General features: G+C 74.5%; 18 protein-coding genes and 1 pseudogene. 18 read left to right on the top strand and 1 reads right to left on the bottom strand.

Translation table 11 applies throughout. From position 1 onward, the window contains the following. The first annotated feature begins 10 nt into the window (after positions 1–10). The 17 genes and pseudogenes from KPF47_RS26120 (at position 11) to KPF47_RS26045 (ending at position 16,645) form a co-directional block, all read left to right on the top strand. The gene (locus KPF47_RS26120; RefSeq protein ID WP_224391457.1) at positions 11–304 is read left to right on the top strand and encodes a hypothetical protein; all 294 of its coding nucleotides are present in this window, start codon (positions 11–13) and stop codon (positions 302–304) included. After that, a complete protein-coding gene (locus KPF47_RS26115) occupies positions 279–1,874 on the top strand; it encodes an amidohydrolase (protein WP_224391456.1) in 1,596 nt (531 codons plus the stop codon). The genes KPF47_RS26120 and KPF47_RS26115 overlap by 26 nt, the downstream gene beginning before the upstream one ends. A 168-nt stretch (positions 1,875–2,042) precedes the next feature. Beyond that, on the top strand, positions 2,043–3,689 hold the full coding sequence (locus KPF47_RS26110; protein WP_224391455.1) for an ABC transporter substrate-binding protein: 1,647 nt from the start codon (positions 2,043–2,045) through the stop codon (positions 3,687–3,689). Then, positions 3,686–4,552 carry an ABC transporter permease gene (locus tag KPF47_RS26105; protein WP_224391454.1) on the top strand — a complete coding sequence of 289 codons (867 nt, stop codon included), beginning with the start codon at positions 3,686–3,688 and terminating at the stop codon, positions 4,550–4,552. Before KPF47_RS26110 ends, KPF47_RS26105 begins: the two co-directional genes overlap by 4 nt. Further along, the gene (locus tag KPF47_RS26100) at positions 4,549–5,637 is read left to right on the top strand and encodes an ABC transporter permease (RefSeq protein WP_224391453.1); all 1,089 of its coding nucleotides are present in this window, start codon (positions 4,549–4,551) and stop codon (positions 5,635–5,637) included. The genes KPF47_RS26105 and KPF47_RS26100 overlap by 4 nt, the downstream gene beginning before the upstream one ends. A gap of 7 nt (positions 5,638–5,644) precedes the next feature. Beyond that, the gene (locus tag KPF47_RS26095; protein WP_178373346.1) at positions 5,645–6,343 is read left to right on the top strand and encodes an alpha/beta fold hydrolase; all 699 of its coding nucleotides are present in this window, start codon (positions 5,645–5,647) and stop codon (positions 6,341–6,343) included. Next, positions 6,340–7,347: an ABC transporter ATP-binding protein gene (locus KPF47_RS26090; protein ID WP_224391451.1), complete on the top strand. Its 1,008-nt coding sequence runs from the start codon at positions 6,340–6,342 to the stop codon at positions 7,345–7,347. The genes KPF47_RS26095 and KPF47_RS26090 overlap by 4 nt, the downstream gene beginning before the upstream one ends. Before the next feature lie 11 nt (positions 7,348–7,358). Further along, positions 7,359–8,360, top strand: a complete 1,002-nt coding sequence (locus KPF47_RS26085; protein ID WP_224391450.1) for an ABC transporter ATP-binding protein — start codon at positions 7,359–7,361, stop codon at positions 8,358–8,360. Beyond that, positions 8,357–9,121, top strand: a complete 765-nt coding sequence (locus KPF47_RS26080) for an amidohydrolase family protein (RefSeq protein ID WP_224391449.1) — start codon at positions 8,357–8,359, stop codon at positions 9,119–9,121. Before KPF47_RS26085 ends, KPF47_RS26080 begins: the two co-directional genes overlap by 4 nt. Continuing rightward, positions 9,118–9,579, top strand: coding sequence for a hypothetical protein (locus tag KPF47_RS26075; protein ID WP_224391448.1), 462 nt, complete (start codon positions 9,118–9,120; stop codon positions 9,577–9,579). The genes KPF47_RS26080 and KPF47_RS26075 overlap by 4 nt, the downstream gene beginning before the upstream one ends. Before the next feature lie 26 nt (positions 9,580–9,605). Beyond that, positions 9,606–10,418, top strand: coding sequence for a creatininase family protein (locus tag KPF47_RS26070; RefSeq protein ID WP_224391447.1), 813 nt, complete (start codon positions 9,606–9,608; stop codon positions 10,416–10,418). A 22-nt stretch (positions 10,419–10,440) separates the two neighbouring features. Beyond that, positions 10,441–11,079 (top strand): cyclase family protein, encoded by a 639-nt coding sequence (locus KPF47_RS26065; RefSeq protein WP_224391446.1) that lies wholly within the window; start codon positions 10,441–10,443, stop codon positions 11,077–11,079. Next, positions 11,076–12,572, top strand: a complete 1,497-nt coding sequence (locus KPF47_RS26060; protein WP_224391445.1) for a gamma-glutamyltransferase — start codon at positions 11,076–11,078, stop codon at positions 12,570–12,572. The genes KPF47_RS26065 and KPF47_RS26060 overlap by 4 nt, the downstream gene beginning before the upstream one ends. A 46-nt stretch (positions 12,573–12,618) precedes the next feature. Continuing rightward, positions 12,619–13,251, top strand: a pseudogene (locus tag KPF47_RS41135) (aminotransferase class I/II-fold pyridoxal phosphate-dependent enzyme); the annotation flags it as partial. Between the two features lie 67 nt (positions 13,252–13,318). Further along, positions 13,319–13,975 (top strand): aminotransferase class I/II-fold pyridoxal phosphate-dependent enzyme, encoded by a 657-nt coding sequence (locus KPF47_RS39180; RefSeq protein WP_308015493.1) that lies wholly within the window; start codon positions 13,319–13,321, stop codon positions 13,973–13,975. A 49-nt stretch (positions 13,976–14,024) separates the two neighbouring features. Then, on the top strand, positions 14,025–15,461 hold the full coding sequence (locus KPF47_RS26050) for an MFS transporter (protein WP_224391444.1): 1,437 nt from the start codon (positions 14,025–14,027) through the stop codon (positions 15,459–15,461). A gap of 56 nt (positions 15,462–15,517) precedes the next feature. After that, positions 15,518–16,645: a GGDEF domain-containing protein gene (locus tag KPF47_RS26045; RefSeq protein WP_224391443.1), complete on the top strand. Its 1,128-nt coding sequence runs from the start codon at positions 15,518–15,520 to the stop codon at positions 16,643–16,645. An 11-nt stretch (positions 16,646–16,656) separates the two neighbouring features. Here the strand turns inward: KPF47_RS26045 and KPF47_RS26040 are convergent, their stop codons facing one another. Next, positions 16,657–18,312 carry an FAD-dependent oxidoreductase gene (locus KPF47_RS26040; protein WP_224391442.1) on the bottom strand — a complete coding sequence of 552 codons (1,656 nt, stop codon included), beginning with the start codon at positions 18,310–18,312 and terminating at the stop codon, positions 16,657–16,659. Positions 18,313–18,477: 165 nt separating this feature from the next. On the opposite strand from KPF47_RS26040, the gene KPF47_RS26035 reads away from it, so the two are divergent. Then, the gene (locus KPF47_RS26035; RefSeq protein ID WP_224391441.1) at positions 18,478–19,632 is read left to right on the top strand and encodes a DegT/DnrJ/EryC1/StrS aminotransferase family protein; all 1,155 of its coding nucleotides are present in this window, start codon (positions 18,478–18,480) and stop codon (positions 19,630–19,632) included. Positions 19,633–19,660: the final 28 nt, after the last annotated feature.

Below are 19,660 nucleotides of genomic sequence, written 5' to 3'. Positions count from 1 at the left end.
GCCGAGCCCGGTGAACGGCCCGTCCACCGGGGTGCGGCGGGTGCTGCCGCTGCGGGTGTCGCTGCACGGCGCGCCGCCCGACGAGCGCATCGTCAAGCCGATCGGGGCGCACATCGGGATCACCCCCGAGCGGAGCATCGCCCCGATCCGACGGCTGGAGCGGACCGCCGCCGAGCGCGGGCCGGAACTCGTCCCGGGCCACGACCCGGTGGGCTGGCCCGACCTGATGCGCCGGCTGGGCAACCCACCCCCGGCAGCCCCGCAGCGAGAGGTGGATCGTGAGCGCTCTGCTGGTGGTCGGTGACGTGCACACCCTGGACCCGGCCCGCCCACGGGCCGGGGCGGTGGGGATCCGGGGCGACCGGATCGTCGCGCTCGGGCCGGTCGACGAGGTCCGGCGCGAGCTCGGCGGTGGCCGCGTCGTCGAGCACGACGCCGGCGGCCGGGTGCTGCCCGGGTTCGTCGACAGCCACGTGCACGTGCTGTGGGCCGGGCGGGCGCAGGAACGGGTCGGACTCGACGACGCGACGAGCATCGCCGAGATCGGGCGTCGCCTGGTCGCGCACGACGCCCGCCGTCCCGGTGCGGGCTGGATCGAGGCGGAGGCCGGTTTCGACCCCGGGGACCTGGCCGAGGGCCGGCTGCCCACCGCCGCCGATCTGGACGCCGTCGTACCGCACCGCCCGGTGTTCCTCGACCGCAAGGGGCACGACGCGATCGTCAACACCGCGGGACTGCGCGCCGCCGGGATCGGCGACGGCACCCCCGACCCATCGGGTGGGCACATCGAGCGCACCCCCGACGGCAGGCCGACCGGCCTGCTCGTCGAGCATCCCGCCGCCGAGCTCGCGCGCACCGCGATCGGGGAGCCGGACGAGGCGCGCCGCGCCGGCTGGATCGAGACCGGCACCCGGCTGCTGCGCGGGCACGGGTTCACCAGCGTGATGGACCCGGCCGTCGGCCCCGCCGAGCTCGCCGCCTATGCCGCCGCCGCCCGTTCCGGGCGCCTCGCCACCCGCATGGTGGTGATGCCGCTGGGCGACGAGCACCTCGACGACGCAGCGCTGCAGGCCGCCGTACGACGGTCCGGGGTCGCCGACGCCGATCCCGATCGGCTCCGGGTGGGCCCCACGAAGCTCTTCCTCGACGGGGGCGGATCGCTCGGCACGGCCTGGCGGTCGGCCCCGTGGCCGGGTACCGACGGCTACACCGGCAACTGCACGCTGAGCGTCGAGGCGCTGCGGGCGCACTGCCGGAGCGCGGCGGCGGCCGGGCGCGGGATCGGGATCCACGCGGTCGGCGACGCCGCCGTCGATCTCGTGCTGGACGTGCTGGAGGAGACCGACCGGGACACGCCGGTGGCCGGCCTGGGTTTCCACCTCATCCACGCCTACCTCGAGCCGAGCGCACCGGCGATGCGGCGCACCGCATCACTGGGCGTCGCCCTCTCGGCCCACCCGGCCCTCTGGTGGAGCGCCGGAGCATCCGTCGTGGACCGGCTCGGCGAGGCAGTGGCCGCCCGGTCGAACCCGCTTCGCTCGTGGATCGACGCCGGCGTGACGGTCGGCGGTGGCTCGGACGGCCCCGGCCCACCACTGTCGGCGCTGCACGGCATGTGGCAGGCGCGCACCCGGCGGATCCGCGGGTTCGCGCACCCGGTCGGCCCCGGCGAGGCGATCACCGCGCAGGAGGCGCTCGCCCTGTTCACCACCCGGGCCGCGGCGGTCGCCGGCCTCGACGGGCCCGGCCGGCTGTGTGTCGGCGGGCCGGCCGATCTCGCCGTGACCGACGTCGATCCACTCGGGCCCGCCGGCTCGCTGTCCGGCGGGCGGGTACTGGCGACGATCACGGCGGGTGCGCTGCACATCCCGTGACACCGCGGGCACCCGCTGCACCGGACGTGGTGCTCGCCATGCCCTCCACCCGCCCGTTCATGCCGACGTAAACGAACGGAAACAGGTCCCGACCTAGACTTCTCTCGGGATACCACCAAGAGTATTTTGGATCCACACCGCCGACACTTCCCCCCGGAGGAGATCGCGATGCCGCCCATCACCCCGACCGAACGGCAGCTCTCCCGCCGCAGCCTCTTCCGCGGTGCAGGCGCACTCGGTCTCGGCGTCGGCCTGACGAGCCTGCTGAACGCCTGCGGCGTGGCCTCTCCGGGAGGGGGCGGCGCGGGCGCGTCGGGCGGCACCCTGACCGTGGGCACCGACGCGACCAGCGGAGTCTTCGACCCGGCCTTCTACACCACCCTCGGAGACTGGATGGTCGTCGACTCGGTGTGCCGGGGGCTGACCTTCTGCGACTTCACCGATCCCGAGCCGCAGCCGGACCTCGCCGAGAGCTGGACCGTCTCCGACGACGGGCTGACCTACGAGTTCGCGCTGCGGCAGGGGGTGACCTTCCACGACGGGACGACCCTCACCTCCGCCGACGTGCTGGCCAGCCTGAACCGTCAGCTGAACGCGGACGACCCGACCCTGCCCGACGGCGCCTCGCGCCCGTTCCAGAGCCTGGGCCGCAATCTCGTCTCCCTCGACGCCCCGGACGAGCGGACCGTACGCATCGTCCTGCAGGGCCCGGACGGCACGCTGCTCGCCCGGCTGTCCGACATCGGGGCGCGCGTCGTCTCGAAGGCGGCCCTCGACCAGCACGGGGCCGAGATCGGCAAGCACCTCGTCGGCACCGGCCCCTTCCGCCTCACCGCCGCGACCGCCGGACAGTCGGTCACCCTCGAGGCCTTCGACGGTTTCGCCGGCGGACGACCGCCGGTCGACCGGGTGGTCATGCAGCAGGTCCAGGACTCCTCCACGATGATCGGCTCGCTGATCAGCGGAGCCGTCTCGGTCACCCAGTTCACCCCGTACTCCGCGGTCGGGCAGCTGCGGGCGAACGACGCGGTGACCGTGCACGACACGCCCTACTGCTACGACGCGATGCTGCTGATGGACGTCCGCCGACCGGCACTGGCCGAGCTCGGGGTGCGCCGGGCGATCAACCTTGCGATCGACCGGCAGGCCATCCTGGACCAGGCCTTCTTCGGAGTGGGCACCCTGCCGGCGGGGTATGCGGTACCGCCGTCGATGCCGGGGCACGACCCGTCGCTGGCGGACCTGAGCCGGACCGACGTCGCCGAGGCCCGCCGGTTGATCGAGGCGGCCGGTGCGGTCGGCCGCGAGGTGCGGCTGATGGCGGCCAGCGACACCTGGCACCCGCGGGCCGCCCAGGTGATCGCCCAGAACCTCACCGACATCGGCCTGAGGGTGGTCTCCGACTCCGTCGACCCGGCCGCGTTCTTCAGCCGCGTCATGGACACCGACGACCCGTACCACGAGATCATCGTGTGGGAGCGCAACTCCTACGTCCCCGACCCGGACAGCACGGTCGGGAACATGGCCGTCCCGCGGGGCGTGTACGGATCGAGCGCCACCGGTTTCGACACCCTGCCCGGCACCGCGCGCTTCACCGAGGACACCGTCGCCGCCCGGAACATGCCGATCGGGCCGGAGCGCACCGCCGCCTACTCCGCGATCCAGCGCCGCTGGGCCGAGGACTTCATGGTGCTCTCGATGCTGGTGCACTCCACGAACCTGGTGGTCACCGGCGCGAGCGTGAGCGGTGTCAACGTCAACGCCCTCAGCACCCACCGCTGCTTCCTCGAGGACGCGAGCGTGAGCGGCGCATGACCGCGTCAGCCATCGGCGGCACGGGCACCGCGCGGCGCGGGGCACGGCGCCGGTTCGCCCGCACACCGGTCGCGGTCGTGTCCTGGGCACTGGTCCTGGCCTACGTGCTGCTCGCGGTGGCCGGTCCGCTGCTGGTGACCGGTGACCCGCTGCGCCAGTCGCCGTCGGCGTTGCTGCCGATGGGGTCGCCGGGGCACCTGCTCGGGACCGACGACCTCGGCCGCGACCAGCTGGTACGGCTGGTGCACGGTGCGCAGCCGCTGCTCATGGTCGCCCTCGCCGCGACCGTGCTGGCGACCGTCGTCGGTGTCGCGATCGGGCTGGCCGCCGGCTACCTCGGGGGGCGGGCCGAGCAGCTGCTGATGCGGCTGACCGACGTCGCGCTGGCGTTCCCGTCCGTCCTTCTGATCATCCTGCTGGTCGCCGCGGCGGGGCCCGGCACGTCCAGCCTGGTGGTCGGTGTCGGCATCGCGCTGGCCCCCGGGATCGCCCGGCTGATGCGGGCGCTCGCGGCGCGCGAGTCTGCGCGCGACCACGTGCTCGCCTCCCGGATGGCCGGGACGGGCGGGCTGCGGATCGCACTCACCGAGGTGCTTCCCGGCACCGTCGGACCGCTGCTGGTCCAGGTGCTCACCACGCTGTCGGTGGCCGCCGGGTTCGCGGCCGGCATGTCCTACCTCGGACTCGGCATCCAGCCCCCCACCCCGGACTGGGGCTACATGGTCCAGTCCGGTCAGGAGTTCCTCTACACCGCGCCGTCGCTGGTCGTGCTGCCTGCGCTGGCCACCCTGGTGTTCGTGGTCGCCTGCAACTTCGTCGGCGACGACGTCCGCGACGCGCTCGACCGGAAGGGGACACCGTGAGCGTCCCGACCACCACGACGACCCGGCGGGCGCGCTCCACAGCCCGGCCGGGAGGGTCCGGGCTGACCCGGCTGGTCGTGCGCCGGCTGCTCGCCGTACCGGTGGTGCTGCTCGTCCTGGCCACCCTGGTCTTCCTGGCGATGCGGCTCATCCCCGGCTCGGCGGCCACCGCGCTCGGCGGCGCCGGAGACGGGCTGTCCTCGGAGCAGATCGCGCAGAACCAGCAACGGATCGCCGAGTCGCTCGGGCTGGACCGGCCGCTCCTGGCCCAGTACCTGACCTACCTCGGCGACCTGGCCCGGCTCGACCTGGGCAGCTCGTTCTTCGGCGGGAACGACGTGCTCGGCCTGCTCGGCGCCGCGCTCCCGGCCACGCTCGAACTCACCGTCGCGGCGATGGGCATCGCCGTGCTGATCGGCGGGGTCACCGGCCTTCTCGCCGCGGTGTACCGCGGGACCTGGATCGACACCCTGATCCGGGCGGTCGGCACGGTCAGCTTCTCGTTGCCCTGGTTCGCCCTCGGCGTGCTGTCCGTCGTGGTGTTCGGGGTGTGGCTGGGCTGGCTCCCGGTCCTGGGGCGGCTGCCGAACTCGCTGGGCTACGAGCCGACGACCAACATCGTGCTGCTCGACGCGATCCTCCAGAACCGCCCGGACCTCGTCCTGCCCTGGATCGCCCATCTGATCCTGCCGGCCACCACGCTCGCCCTCTCGATGGCCGGCTTCATCACCCGCATCGTCCGGGCGTCGGTCCTGGAGGTGCGCGGCGAGGACTTCGTGCGCACCGCCCGGATGAAGGGCATGACCGAGAACGCGATCCTGCTCCGGCACGTACTGCGCAACTCGGCGCTGCCCATCGTCACCGTGCTCGGGCTGCAGTTCGGCTCGCTGCTGGGCGGCGCGGTCATCACCGAGACGGTCTTCGCCTATCCCGGCGTCGGCGGCATGGTCATCTCCGGGGTGCTGCAGCGCGACTACCCCGTGGTGCAGGGCGCCGCGCTGGCGATCGCGCTGCTCTACACGCTGGTCAATCTCGCCGTCGACCTGTTCTACCTGGTTCTCGACCCGCGTCTGCGGAAGGGATGAGTCACCCGTGCGGATCCTTCTCGTGCACGGCGCCGGCGGCACGCCGGCGACCTGGGACGCGGTGCTGCCGGAGCTGCGGCGACGCGGCCACGCCGTCAGCACCGTCACCAACCCGATGACCTCGTTGACCGACGACGTCGCCCACACCACCGCAGCCCTCGACGCCCTGGAGGCACCCGTGCTGCTCGTCGGGCACTCTTACGGCGGGGCGGTGATCACGAACGTCGGCCGGGACCCGCGGGTGGCCGGGCTCGTCTACGTCGCCGCGTTCGCCCCGGACGCCGGCGAGACGGTGCAGCAGATCGTGGAGCGCTACGACCCCGCGCCGGTATCGGCGCACATGCAGCGCGGCCCGGACGGTGAGTGGCGCTCCGAACGCGGCGCGGCGTACTGGGCCGAGATCGGCTGGGACCTCAGCCCGGAGCTGCGCGCCGGCCGCATCGCGGAGAACCGGGTCGCCGACCGGAAGATCTTCGAAGAGCCGACCGGCGAGCCCGCCTGGCGCACGCTGCCGAGCTGGTACCAGGTCGCCGACGGTGACGCGACCCTGCTCCCGCAGATCCAGCGGGACATGGCCACCCGCGCCGGCGCCACCACCAGCTCGGTCCCGGGCAGCCACTTCTCCCCGCTGGTACACGCCGATGAGGTGTGTGCGCTGATCGACACGGCCGTCGCGGAGCTGACCGGTGTCCGGAGCGGACCGTGACCGGGCCGTCGGAGACCGTCATGCGGATCCGGGACCTGCGCGTCGGCTTCGACACCCCGGACGGCCGTCTGCAGGCCGTCGACGGCGTCGATCTCGATCTGCGCCGCGGCGAGATCCTCGCCCTGGTCGGCGAGTCCGGCTCCGGCAAGTCCGCGCTGACGATGAGCCTGGTCGGGTTGAACCGCGGCCCGCGCACCCACGTGAGCGGGCAGGTCGAGTTCGGCGGCCGCAACCTGGTCGACTCGAGCGAGGCCGAGTTGCGCGAGGTCCGCGGCCGCGCCGTCGCGGTCGTCTTCCAGGACTCACTCGCCGCGCTCAACCCGCTGCACCGGGCGGGCGCGCAGGTCTCGGAGATGCTGCGGCTGCACCAGCCGCTGCGCCGCGCCGCAGCCTGGGAGCGCGCCGAGGAGCTGCTCGACGACGTCGGCATCGCCAATCCGTCGCGGACCGCCCGCTCCTACCCGCACCAGCTCTCCGGCGGCATGCGGCAGCGCGTGATGATCGCGACCGGGCTCGCCAACGAACCCGCCGTGCTGATCGCCGACGAGCCGACCACCGCGCTCGACGTCACCATCCAGGCGCAGGTGCTGGAGCTGTTGCGGCGGCTGCGCGCCGAGCACGACTCGTCGATCGTGCTGATCACCCACGATCTCGGCGTGGTCGCGGAGGTCGCCGACCGGGTCGCGGTGATGTATGCGGGCCGGGTCGTCGAGCACGGCACCCGTGACGAGGTGCTGCGCCGGCCCCGTCATCCCTACACCGTCGGGCTGCTCCGGTCGGTCCCGCGGATCGACGGTCGGCCGGCCGAGTCGCTGTTCGCGATCCCCGGCGCCCCGCTGACCGGGACCGACCGGCCCGAGGGGTGTGCGTTCCGCCCACGCTGCGCCGACGCCGTGGAGGAGTGCGGGACGCGCCCGCAGCTGCGGGCCCGCGAGCCCGGATCGGGGCACCTCGACGCCTGTGTGCGCGAGCCGGCGACCGCCGGGAACGGGGGTGTCCGGTGAACGAGCCACTCGTGCGTACCGAGAACCTGCAGGTCTCCTACCGCGACGGCGGCGGCCGCCCGGTGCACGCCGTCGCCGGGGTGGATCTCGACGTCCTCGAGGGCGAGACGCTGGGCCTGGTCGGCGAGTCCGGCTGCGGCAAGTCCACCCTGGGCCGCGCGCTGCTGCGCGCGGTCGATCCCGCCGGCGGGCGCATCCACTACCGGGGCCGCGACATCACCGACCTGACCAGCACCCGGATGCGGCCGCTGCGCGGGGACATGCAGATGGTGTTCCAGGATCCGTTCGGCTCGCTGAACCCGCGGCGCACGGTCGCCGACATCGTCGCCGAACCGCTGTTGCGGGCCCGGGGCATGTCTCGGGCCGAGGCCGGCGAGCGCGTCGGCGACCTGCTGGAACGGGTCGGGCTGGGCCGCGCAGCCGGGAGCCGGCGCCCGCACGAGTTCTCGGGTGGTCAGCGGCAGCGGATCGGCATCGCCAGGGCACTCGCGCCGTCGCCGCGCTTCGTCGTGGCCGACGAGCCGGTCTCGGCGCTCGACGTCTCCATCCAGGCGCAGGTGATCAACCTGCTGACCGGGCTGATCCGGGACGAGGGCCTCACCCTGCTGTTCATCTCGCACGACCTGGGCGTGGTGCGCCACATCGCCGACCGGATCGCGCTCATGTACCTCGGCCAGATCATCGAGGTGGCCCCGCGGGACGCGTTCTTCTCCACGCCGGCGCATCCCTACGGGGAGGCGCTGCTCTCCGCCGTGCCGGTGCTGGAACGGACCCGGCAACGCATCGTGTTGTCCGGCGAGCTGCCCGATCCGGCCGATCCCCCGTCGGGCTGTCGCTTCCGGACCCGTTGCCGGTACGCCGTCGAGCGCTGCGCCGCCGAGGAGCCCGCCCTGCGGCCGGTCGGCGATGGCCGGTCGGTCCGCTGCCACCTGCCACTGATCGACATCACCCCGTCCGTCCCCGGCCCGGCCGCACCGGCCGGAGCCCTCCCCAGGAGGCCCGTCCACCCGTGATCATCGACGCCTACAACACCACCCAGGACGTCCGAGGACGCTCGGACTACCTGACCGGTGCCCGTCCCGGTCAGGCGCCGCCGCCCTACACCCCGTTCGACCCGCAGCGGATCCTGGACCGGATGGACGCCGCCGGGGTCGACATGGCGATGGTCTGCTCGCTGGCGCAGCGGATCGAGAACGACTTCCTGATCGAACTGGTCGGCAGGTATCCGGACCGGCTGATCGGGTTCGGCCAGGTCCGCCCGCAGGACGACGACGCACTCGACGAGATCGAGCGGTTCGCCGCCGCCGGGCTCCGCGGCCTCAAGCTGCACCCGAGCATGCACGGCTACCACGTCGCCGACCACGGCCTGCTCGATCCGGTCTTCGAGCTCTGCGCCCGGCTCGGCCTACCGATCCTGATCAACGCCCTGGACGACGCCTTCTGCGCGCCGCTGGCGATCGAGGAGATCGCCAAGGACCACCCCGGCGTCCCGACCATCATCGCCCACATGGGGGCGGTGTGGAACGTTCCCGAGGCGATCATCGTCGCGGAGCGGCGTGCGCACGTGTACCTGGAGACCTCGGCGACCCTGATCGCCGACGTCAAGCGGGCCTACGCCCGGCTGGGCCCGGAGAAGATCCTGCTGGGCAGCGAGTGGCCCGGCTCGGACTTCGACCTGGAGCGGATGAAGATCGCCAAGGCGATCCCCGACGAGGCCGACCGGGCGCTGGTCGAGGGCGGGAACTACGCCCGCCTGCTCGGACTCGCCGGATGAGCGTCGGCGCGACCGCCGAGCTCCTGCGGATCACGCCGCCGGCCGGCATGGGCGCCGCCGACGCCGCGCTGCTCGACGCGGCCCAGGACCTGCTCGGCCGGGTCGTGGTGCCCGGCCGGCACGAGGTCGCCTGCGCGCTGCGCGCCGGTGACGGCAGCGTCCACACCGGAGTGCACGTCGAAGGGTCCTGCCGTCGCAGCTCGATCTGCGCCGAGGGCGTGGCGCTGGGCACCGCCCGGGCCGCCGGGGTGCCGCTCGCCGGTGTCGAGGCCGTGCTGTCGGTGCAGGTCAAACCGGCCGACCGGTTCCGGATCATCGCCCCGTGCGGGGTGTGCCGGGAACTGCTCAGCGACTACGCGCCGGACGCGCGGGTCTGGCTGACCCGCCCGGGCGACGACGCCGTCGTCGTGCGCCGGGCACTGGACCTGTTGCCCGAGAAATCGGACCGGCGCTGGTGAGCGCCGGCGAGGAGAGGACTGCTTCCGTGACCGTTGCACCACCCCTGGGGCCCGAGGTCGCCGGCCTGGCCGCCGAGCTCGGCGGCACCGGATCACCGGTGCTCTGGGACCGTATGACCTGGCCGGAGGCCGAGCGGGCGGTCACCGGGGCCGACTCGGTGACCATCCCGGTGGGAGCCACCGAACAACACGGGCCGCACCTGCCGCTGGCCGTCGACTCGATGATCTGCGAGGCCGTCGCGCACGGGGTCTCGGCGCTGACCGGCGTCCCGGTGGTGCCGACCCTGACCTACGGGGTGTCCGGCTCGCACGGCGGGTTCGGCGGGACCGTCTCGGTGCGCCCCGAGACGATGATCGCCCTGGTCGAGGACCTGGTCGACTCGCTGCACCGGGCAGGGGTCCGCCAGTTCGTGCTGCTCAACGGCCACATCTGGAACAACGGCTCGCTCGACGTGTCCGCCGAGAAGCTGCGGGTCCGGCACGGTGACGCCCGGGTCCGGGCGCTGGGGTACGTGACGATGTACCCGGGCCCCGAGGTCGACGGGCACGTCACCCACGGGCGCGGCCTGATGCACGCCAACTTCTTCGAGACGTCGGTGATGCTGCACCTGTTCCCGGACCTGGTCCGGATGGAGCGCGCGGTGTCCCACCGCGACGTCGACTCGTTCTGGGACTACCGGATGGACCAGGTCAGCGACACCGGCGTCTGGGGCCGCGACGTGGCCGAGGCGAACGCCGCGCACGGCAGTGCCGAGTTCGACCGTTGCGTGCGCACCACCGCGCGCGCGGTGTCGGCCGCGGTGCGCGAGCCGTGGCCGGACCCGACGCACCGTCCCTGACCCTCCCGGAGGAGATTCCGTCATGAAGATCTACGACATCACCCTGCCCATCCACCCCGAGATGCTGCACTGGGGCCGCAAACCCGAGGTCGAGGTCGTCGAGTCGCTCGCGGCCGGCGACGCCTCGAACGTGACCCGCTGGCGGATCGGCGCCCACACCGGCACGCACGTCGACGCGCCGGCGCACTTCGTCGACGAGGCCACACCGATCGACCAGGTCTCGCTCGACTCGCTGGTCGGGCAGGCCGTGGTGGTCGACATGACCGGTCTGACCGCCGACGTCACCGCCGCGGACCTGGAGGCCGCCGGCGTGGCGGGCGAGAAGCGGATCCTGCTCAAGACGTCCAACTCGGCCGGCATCCTCAAGGAGACCGAACGGGCGCCCAGCTGGATCGGGCTGGCACCGGACGCCGCGACGTGGCTCGTCGCGCACGGCGTCGAGCTGATCGCGATCGACTACCTGACCATCGAGGGCCACTCGCGGACCGACAGCTGGGACGCCCACCACGAGCTGCTCGGCAACGGCGTGCTGATCCTCGAGAACGCCGATCTCGACGCGGTCGAGCCCGGCCGGTACGAGCTGGTCTGCCTCCCGGCGAAGCTCGCGGGCGCGGACGGCTCGTTCGCCCGCGCGATCCTGATCGAGCGGGACCGGGTGTGAGGTCCCGGGTCGCGCTCGCGGCACCGCACGTCGCCGGGGCCGACGCCGCGCGGGCGGTCGCCGAACGCGGCGGCGGTGCCCTCGACGCGGCGATCGCGGCCGCGGCCGCGCTGACCGTCGCCTATCCGCACCAGTGCTCGGTCGGAGGGGATCTGGTCGCGGTGGTACGGCCGGCGGGCGGCACGGCTCGTGCGGTGCTGTCGATCGGTGCGGCGCCCGCGGCCCTCGATGTCGACGCGCTGCGGGCCGCCGGTCCGCGGATGCCCGCCGGCGGCCCGCTGTCGGTGACCGTGCCCGGCTGTGTCGCCGGCTGGGCCGCGGTGCACCGGCTCGGTGCCCGCCTCGGGCTCGCCGAGCTGGTCGCACCGGCCGTCGAGCTCGCCCGTCGCGGTGTCGGGGTGAGCGCCGGGCTCGCCAGGGCGATCTCCCGGCGCAGCGCCGTCATCGAGACCGATCCCGGCCTGTCCGCACTGCTGCTCGACGGCGACGGCAGCCCGCACGGGATCGGCACGACGATCACGCAACCGGCACTCGCCACCACCCTCGCCGCCGTCGGCGCCGACTGGCGCACGTTCTACACCGGCGCGGTGGGTGCCCGCCTGGTCGCGGGCCTGCGTGGGCTCGGCTCCCCACTCTCGGCCGACGACATGGCCGCGCACGCCGCGGAGGACCCGCCGGCGCTGCACCGTGACGCGCTCGGCGCGACCTGGTCGGTGGCACCACCGCCCAGCCAGGGGGCGTCGTTGCTGGCGATGCTCCTCTCGGGTGCCGACCCGCTCGCCACCGCCCGCCGGGCGGAGCTGGCCCGCGACGCCCTGCTCGGCGACCCGCGCGGCGGACCGATCGACGTCGCCGGCCTGCTGCTGGAACGGGAGTCGGCCGGGACCCCGGCCGCCCTCGGTCCGAGACCGGCCGGGGACACCGTCGCCATCACCGCCGTGGACGACACGGGCACGGCGGTCTCGCTGATCCAGAGCGTCTACCAGAGCTTCGGCGCGGGCATCCTCGAACCCGGAACGGGGGTGGTCCTGCACAACCGCGGATCGGCGTTCGCCCTCGACCCGGCGCACCCCGGAACGGTCCGGCCGGGACACCGCCCCCCGCACACCCTGTGCCCGGTGCTCGCCGAGCGCGGCGGCGACGTCGTCGCCCTGGGCTGCCAGGGCGGACGGGCGCAGGCCTGGATACTGGCCCAGACCGCCGAGGACGTCCTCGACACCTCCGCCCCGGCCGGGTTGCTGGCCCGCCCGCGCTGGGTGATCGGGTCGCGGGACCTCGGGCGGGACCGGCCGACCCTCGTTCTGGAACCGGGCGTCCCCGGCAGCGATGCGCTGGGCGCCACGGCCCGCGAGCTGTCACTCGACGTCGACACGGTGCCCGGGCCGCACGACGACGCGGGACACGTACAGGTGGCACGCCTACGGACCGGAGTGCTCGACGCGGCGAGCGACACCCGGGCCGACGGCGCCGCTGTCGTCATCGGTGGTCGCTGAGAGCGATGCGGCGGGAACAGCCGCACCGTCGTGAGCCGGTGAGCCGGTGAGCCGGTGGTCGGGCGGTCGGGCACGCCGCCCCCGCAGGAGCCGACGGCCGCCGCCGGGGCGACCCTGCCCCGAGGGCCACTGGACCGTCCTGCCCGGCGTCGGCGACGATCGCACCCGCAGGACGAACCGACGACGACCCGGAAGGCGGCACCCGAGCGTGCGACTCGACCCCACGACGGCGGCCGGCAGCGACTCCCCCATCGGCGCGGCCCTGGCGCTGGCCGGCGAACGGGACCCGGCACGGGACGCCACGCACCCGTTGCTGGACCTGTCCCAGGCCGCGCCGCCCTATCCGCCGGCACCGGAGGTCGTCGAGCGGGTGGTGGAGGTCGCCCGGGACCCGGGACTGTCCGGCTACGCGCCGGTGCCCGGCATCGAGCCGCTGCGCCGCGCCGTCGCCGACGAGCTGGCCCACGACTACGGCGGGGACCTCACGGCGGACGACGTCGTCGTCACGGCGGGCTGCAACCAGGCCTTCGCCGTGGTCGCCGACGCACTCGCCGGACCGGGCGACGAGGTGATCTCGCCGCTGCCCTACTACTTCAACCACGACATGTGGTTGCGGATGCGTGGCGTCACGCCGGTGTACCTGGAGCCCGACACCGACCTGGTGCCCCGGGCCGCCGACGCCGAGGCCCTCATCACGCCCCGCACCCGGGCGATCGTGCTGGTCAGCCCCCGGCAACCCGAGCGGGGTGACGGTGCCACCGGAGGAGATCGTCGCGTTCGCCGAGCTGGCGCGCCGCCACGACGTCGCGCTGGTCCTCGACGAGACCTACCGCTCGTTCCGGCCCGACGCGCACGCCCCCGCACACCCGCTGTTCGCCGACCCGTCGTGGCGCTCCACCGTGGTCAGCCTGCACTCCTACTCCAAGGACCTGACCATCCCGGCCTACCGGGTCGGGTCGGTGATCGCGGGCCCCGAGCTGCGACGCCAGGTCCTCAAGCTGCTCGACTGCGTCGCCATCTGCGCGCCGCGGGCCGGACAGGAGGCCGCGGTGGCCGGGCTCACCCGGGCCGGGGCGTGGCGGGCCGACCGGGTCGCGGAGATCGCCCGGCGACGCGAGTGGGTCGGGTCCGCGCTCGCCGACCGGCCGGGCGGGTTCGAGATCGCCGCGCTCGGCGGGTTCTTCGCCTGGGTGCGCCACCCGTTCCCGGACCGCCCGACCCTCGACGTCGTGCGGACCCTGCTGCTCGACCACGACACCCTCACCATTCCGGGCACCGCGTTCCTGCCCGACGACCGGCGGATGCTGCGACTCTCGGTGGGCCGGGTCGACGAGGCGGCCGCCGCCCTGCTCGCCGAGCGGCTCACCGAGGCCGGGCGCCGGGCGGGGGTCGTGACCGGCTGAGCCGGCCCGGGCCACGGAAGAGACCGGGACACCCCGGCGTTCGCCGACCATGGACACCGGACTGCGTACCGGCACCGCGGCCGGCCGCTGGGTCGTGACGGCCTGCGTGCTCGGCTCGGGCATGGCGATGCTCGACAACACCGTCGTCACGATCGCGCTGCCCCGCATCGCCGAGGACCTCGGCGCCGGTTTCGCGGGGCTGCAGTGGACCGTCAACGGCTACACGCTGACCCTGGCCGGGCTGATCCTGCTCGGCGGGTCGCTGGGCGACCGGTTCGGGCGGCGACGGATCTTCGTGACCGGGGCGGTGTGGTTCGCGCTGGCCTCGCTGCTGTGCGGGCTGGCCCCGAACGTCGAGGTGCTCGCCGCGGCGCGGGCGTTGCAGGGGGTGGGCGGCGCCCTGCTGACCCCGGGCAGCCTGGCGCTGATCTCGGCGTCGTTCCACGGTGCCGACCGGGCCGCGGCGATCGGGGCGTGGTCCGGGCTCGGCGGGGTGGCGGGGGCGCTCGGGCCGTTCGTCGGCGGGACGCTGGTGGAGTGGTCGTGGCGGGCCGTGTTCCTGATCAACCTGCCGCTCGCGGCGGTCGTCGTCGCGGTGGCGCTGCGGCACGTGCCGGAGTCGCGTGACCCCGACGCCCCGCACCGGCTCGACGTCCCCGGCAGCCTGCTCGCCGTCGCCGGGCTGGCGCTGCTGACCTGGGCCGGTACGGCGGCAGGCGACGGCACCCCGCCCGGGCTGCAGGTGTGGGGCGCCGGCACCGCGGGGGTGCTGGCCCTGGTGGCGTTCGCGCTGCTCGAGCGCCGCAGCCGCTCCCCGCTGGTGCCCCCGGAGCTGTTCACCGGCACCGGTGACGCGGGGAACGGACGCCGGTTCACCGGCGCGAACGTGGTGACGGTGGCCGTCTACGCCGCACTGGGGCTGCTGTTCGTGCTGCTCGCCGTGCAGCTGCAGGTCGTCGCCGGGTTCTCCCCGCTGCTGGCGGGGACCGCGACGCTGCCGGTCACCGTGCTCATGCTGCTGCTCTCGGCGCGGTCCGGCCGGCTCGCGACGCGTACCGGCCCGGCACCGCTGGTCACCGGCGGGCTGCTGGTGGCCGCGGCCGGGATGTTCCTGGCGTCGCGGATCGGGCCGGGAGCGGGCTGGTTCACCGACGTGCTGCCGGCGACCGTGCTGGTCGGGCTGGGCCTGTCCGCGGCCGTCGCGCCACTGACCACCGCGGTGCTCGACGCGGCGGCGGACCGGCACGCGGGCGTCGCGTCGGGGGTGAACAACGCGATCGCGCGGGCGGCCGGACTACTCGCGGTGGCCGCCGTGCCCGCCATCGCCGGGATCCGCGGTGACGCCCCGACCGACCCGGCGTCGTTCGGGCCGGGGTTCGCCGTCGCGATGACGATCGGGTCGGGACTCCTCGTGATCGGCGCGGCACTCGCCACAGCTCTGTTACGGGGAAAGTCGGAGACATCGACCACAGGGGCAACCGCTTAACAGTTGCTGTGCGTATATCGTTGTGACAAGCGTTACTGCAACTGAGTGAGGCGTGGGTGATCAGTGCCGGGGACTCCGCAATCATGCCCGGCGCCGCGCACCGCCCCTCACGGACCGTCACGAAGCCTCTGCTCGACGCGCTCGCCCTGGCGATCGAGGAGTTCGCTCTCGCGCCGTCCCGGGACCGCCCGATGGCGGTCGTCGGGCTCGTCCAGCGGCCCGAGTACCTCGCCCCGGTGCTGGGCACCTGGGACCGGCTCGCGGCCGCGTGCGGGGACGGCGCCGGCGTCGCCACGGTCGGCGACGCCCCCGGCGGCCTGCCCGACGGTCTCGGCCACGTCCGGCTCGTCGACGGCGAGGAGGCCGCCCGGGAGTGGAGCGTCACGGTCCTGACCCCGCGGTCCGGCGCGACCGTCGTCGCCCACGACCTCGAGGCCGTCGACGGGGCGGCCCGTTCGCTGGAGCGGGGCAGGCTGTTCTCGGCCCGCTGGTCGTTCCGGCACGCCGACGCCCACTCCGAGCTGCTGCGGCTGCGCCACCAGCTCGGGGCGCGGCTGGGCGCACGGCACACCGGCGGCCTCGACGAGGTGCTCTCCCGGGTCGTCCCGATCCCCGGCACGGCCACCGACCACCGCTACGACGCCGCCGCCGACGCCCTCGCCCGGGAGCTGTCGCTGGAGCGCAGGCGGGCCGACGCCGCCCAGGCCCGGCTCGACGAGCTCGAGCCCGGCGCCGAGCGCGACCCGCGCAGCGGGCTGCCGACACGGGCGTTCCTGGACCGGTGGCTCGACGGCTCGGCACCGGGCACCCTGCCGCTGGGCCTGGTGCTGCTGCGGGTGCACGGGCTGGGGTCGATGACCCGACGGCACGGCTTCCGGGCCGAGACCGCCGCGCTGCGCGGGATCGCCCGGCTGCTCACCGGTCAGGTGGGATCCGCCGGGCGGCCGGTGCGCGTGGGGCGCGAGGAGTTCCTCCTCCTGCTGCCCGGCACCGACGTCCGGTCACTGGCCGCGGCGGCCCAGCGGCTGTGCGAGACCGTCGCCGGCCTGTCGGCGGTGTTCCCGTTCGTCCCGACGCCGTCGCACGCGGTGATCACCCGGACCCGGCACCGCCCGCTGCCGCTGGACCGGATGTGGGCGGCACTGGACGACGCCGGGAGCGGCGTCACACTGCTGCGCGGCTGACCGCCCCGGGATCAGCCCCGGACCTCGGTCGCGATCAGTTCCGCGGTCCGGCAGGCCAGCGCGACCAGCGCCAGCGTCGGTCCGACCGCCCCGGCCGACGGGAACACCGCGCTGGAGGCGACGTGCACGTTCGGGGTGCCGTGCACCCGGCACTGCGGGTCGACGACGCCGGTGCGCGGCGAGTCCGACATCCGCAGCAGCCCCATCTGGTGGGTGCCGTCGGTCATGTCCATGTCGTGCACGCGCTCCACGTCGGACAGGTCGACGTGGGCGAGACCGGTCCGCTCCAGCTCCTTGCCGATCAGCGAGAGCGACGTCGCGATCGCCTGCCGGTCACCGGCGCAGACCCGGTAGTCGACCCGCAGCCGGTGCTGGCCCAGCGCGTCGCGCTCGCGGTCGAGGGTGACCCGGTTCGCCGGGTCCGGGGTCTGCTCGGCGTCGAACCGCAGCCGGCAGTGTGCCGAGTCCAGCGGCATGAACGACGGCACCCGCCGCTCCCCGGTGATCCGCGGCCGTGCCCACACGCGGGCGAAGCGCGCCACCCGCAGCGGGTCGGCGGCGACGTTGCGCATGTGGTGGCCGATGTCGGTGGTCCGGCTGTACTGGGCGTGGGTCCCGGAGGCCTTGAACCCGGCGCGCAGCCTGCCCAGGCCCCAGTAGGTGAGGGCGAAGGTCGACAGCAGCGCGTCGCCGTGCTCGGCGTCCTTGGGGTCGGCGAACCAGAGCGCCGCCTTCAGGTTGCCCAGCCGGTGGTCGGCCTGGACCTGCGGGGACAGCGACAGCATCCGGCGGGCGTAGACGCCGTCGTCGGTGGGCAGGTAGCCCAGGCCCAGCGAGCGCCCGGCCGGGGTCAGCCGGAGCCGCCCGACCTCGCCCACCGGGTGGGTCATGTAGTGCCGCCCGACCTGGCCGTACTCGTCACCGATCCCGGCTCCCGTCCCGGTGCCGCCGTAGCCGTCGGAGGCGAGCAGGATCCGCACCGACTCCAGGCCCCCCGCAGCCACGACGAACTGCCGCGCACGGATCCGGATGTCGCACCCGGGCCGCGGGACGACGACGGCCTCGGTCGCGGTCCCCGACACCGGGTCGCGCTCGAGGCGGGCGACGGTGGCGTGCAGGAAGAGCCGGATGCGGCCGGCCTTGGCCATGTTCTCCACGGTCGGCGCGAACGACGTCGGCGGGCTCCACCGCCACAGGTCGTCCCAGCGCAGCGTGTCGCTGTGCAGCCCGGGCGGGTCCGCCGGGAAGCCCGACTCCGCGGCCGAGTACACGCACGCACCGGCGTCGAGGTGCCGCTGGGCGGTCGGGTACCAGGCGCGCAGCTCGTCGTGGGTGATCGGCCACGCGGCCCCGGGCATCCACTCGCGGTCGGAGAAGTCGATGTCGTCCAGCGGGGCGCAGCGCCCGCCCCAGACCAGCGAGGTGCCGCCGAGGCGCTTCTGCCGGACGGCGTCGACCGGGTCGTGCTTGCCCCGCCCGGTGATGCCCCGGTAGGTGTCACGGGCGGTGCGGCTCAGCCCCGGGCCGCCACCCTCCAGGACGACGACGCGCAGGCCGCGGTCGGCCAGCTCGGTCGCGGCCGCGGCTCCGGCCGGGCCGCTGCCGATCACGCAGACCTCGGCCTCGAAGATGGAGCCGGGGAGCGCGCGCCGGGTGTCGATGAGCATGGAGGGCGGTTCCTTCCGAACGTGGTGCGGATGCTGCCGAGGATGGTGCCCCGGATCGGCTGTGAGGACGCTGTGGCTGCTCCCACCCTCCCGTTCCCGGGGGCGTGGGCCCCGCCCGGTACCGTCGTGTCCGGTTCACACGGTTCACATCCGGAGGAGCACGGTATGGGACTCGCCGCCATGGCCACGACCGCACGGGGGATGGCCGCGACGGTCCGTGTCCTCGGCCGCGGGGAGCTGGGCCGCTTCACCGGCGGCGACCGCTCCGAGGTCGCCCGGTTCGAGACCGAGCTCGCCGGGTTCCTCGGGACCCCGCACGCGCTGGCCGTCAACAGCGGCACCAGCGCCCTGGTCGCGGCGCTGGTCGGCGCCGGCGTCGGCCCCGGCGACGAGGTGCTGGTCCCCGCCTACACCTGGGTCTCGACCGCCGCGGCGGCGCTGGCCGTCGGCGCCGTGCCGGGCCTGGTCGAGGTCGACTCCTCGCTCACGATGGACCCGGCCGACCTCAAGGACCGGATCACCCCGCGCAGCCGGGCCGTGCTCCCGGTGCACATGCTCAACCACGTCGCCGACATGGACGCGATCATGGACGTGGCCGCCGCCCACGACCTCGTCGTGATCGAGGACGCCTGCCAGGCCATCGGCGTCACGTACCGGGGCCGCCCCGCCGGGTCGATCGGCCACGCCGGCTGCTTCAGCTTCAACCAGCACAAGAACATCCGCTCCGGCGAGGGCGGTGCCCTGGTCACCCGCGACCCGCGGCTGTTCGAGCGGGCGTCGATGTACCACGACGTCGGCAGCTACGAGCGGGCCGGTTTCGCCGGTGCGGACGCGGACCTCATCGTCGGGGTCAACCTGCGGATGCCCGAGCTGTCCGCGGCGGTGCTGCGGCCGCAGCTGGCCGGGTTGCGTGCGCAGATCGCGCGGCGCCGGCGGCACCGCGACATCATGCTGGCGGCGCTCTCGGACCGGATCGGTCGCGACCTCGAGCCGGTTCCCCACCACGACCCCGCGAACGCCGCCGGGCTGGCGCTGGCCTTCCCGACCCCCGAGGCGGCCGCGGAGTTCGGTGCGCGGCGCGGCGTGCACCGGTTGATCGACACCGGGCGCCACGTCTACACCAACTGGCGCTCGCTGCGGGCCCGCAACCCGCTGCACCCCGGGTTCGACCCGTACGCGGCGAACGGCACCGAGATCGACCACGGACCCGACGCCTGCCCCCGCACCCTGGAGATCCTGGCCCGGACCTGCGTGGTCGACCTGGCCCCGGAGCTCCCGACACCGGCGTTCCGGCTGCTCGCCTCCCGCACGGCGGGCTGACCGGCTCCCGCACGGCGGGCTGACCGGC

The organism is Pseudonocardia sp. ICBG1293 (assembly GCF_020131355.1).
Lineage (GTDB): Bacteria > Actinomycetota > Actinomycetes > Mycobacteriales > Pseudonocardiaceae > Pseudonocardia.
Note: the sequence above shows the minus strand (reverse complement) of the source record. Positions and strands in the feature narration are given on the sequence as shown.

What these genes read in the sequence shown, in the direction of transcription:
- KPF47_RS26110 (WP_224391455.1), top strand. Translation starts at nt 2,043, where the DNA reads ATGCCGCCCATCACCCCGACCGAACGGCAGCTCTCCCGCCGCAGCCTC.
- KPF47_RS26105 (WP_224391454.1), top strand. Translation starts at nt 3,686, where the DNA reads ATGACCGCGTCAGCCATCGGCGGCACGGGCACCGCGCGGCGCGGGGCA.
- KPF47_RS26075 (WP_224391448.1), top strand. Translation starts at nt 9,118, where the DNA reads ATGAGCGTCGGCGCGACCGCCGAGCTCCTGCGGATCACGCCGCCGGCC.
- KPF47_RS26065 (WP_224391446.1), top strand. Translation starts at nt 10,441, where the DNA reads ATGAAGATCTACGACATCACCCTGCCCATCCACCCCGAGATGCTGCAC.
- KPF47_RS26050 (WP_224391444.1), top strand. Translation starts at nt 14,025, where the DNA reads ATGGACACCGGACTGCGTACCGGCACCGCGGCCGGCCGCTGGGTCGTG.
- KPF47_RS26040 (WP_224391442.1), bottom strand. Translation starts at nt 18,312, where the DNA reads ATGCTCATCGACACCCGGCGCGCGCTCCCCGGCTCCATCTTCGAGGCC.
- KPF47_RS26035 (WP_224391441.1), top strand. Translation starts at nt 18,478, where the DNA reads ATGGGACTCGCCGCCATGGCCACGACCGCACGGGGGATGGCCGCGACG.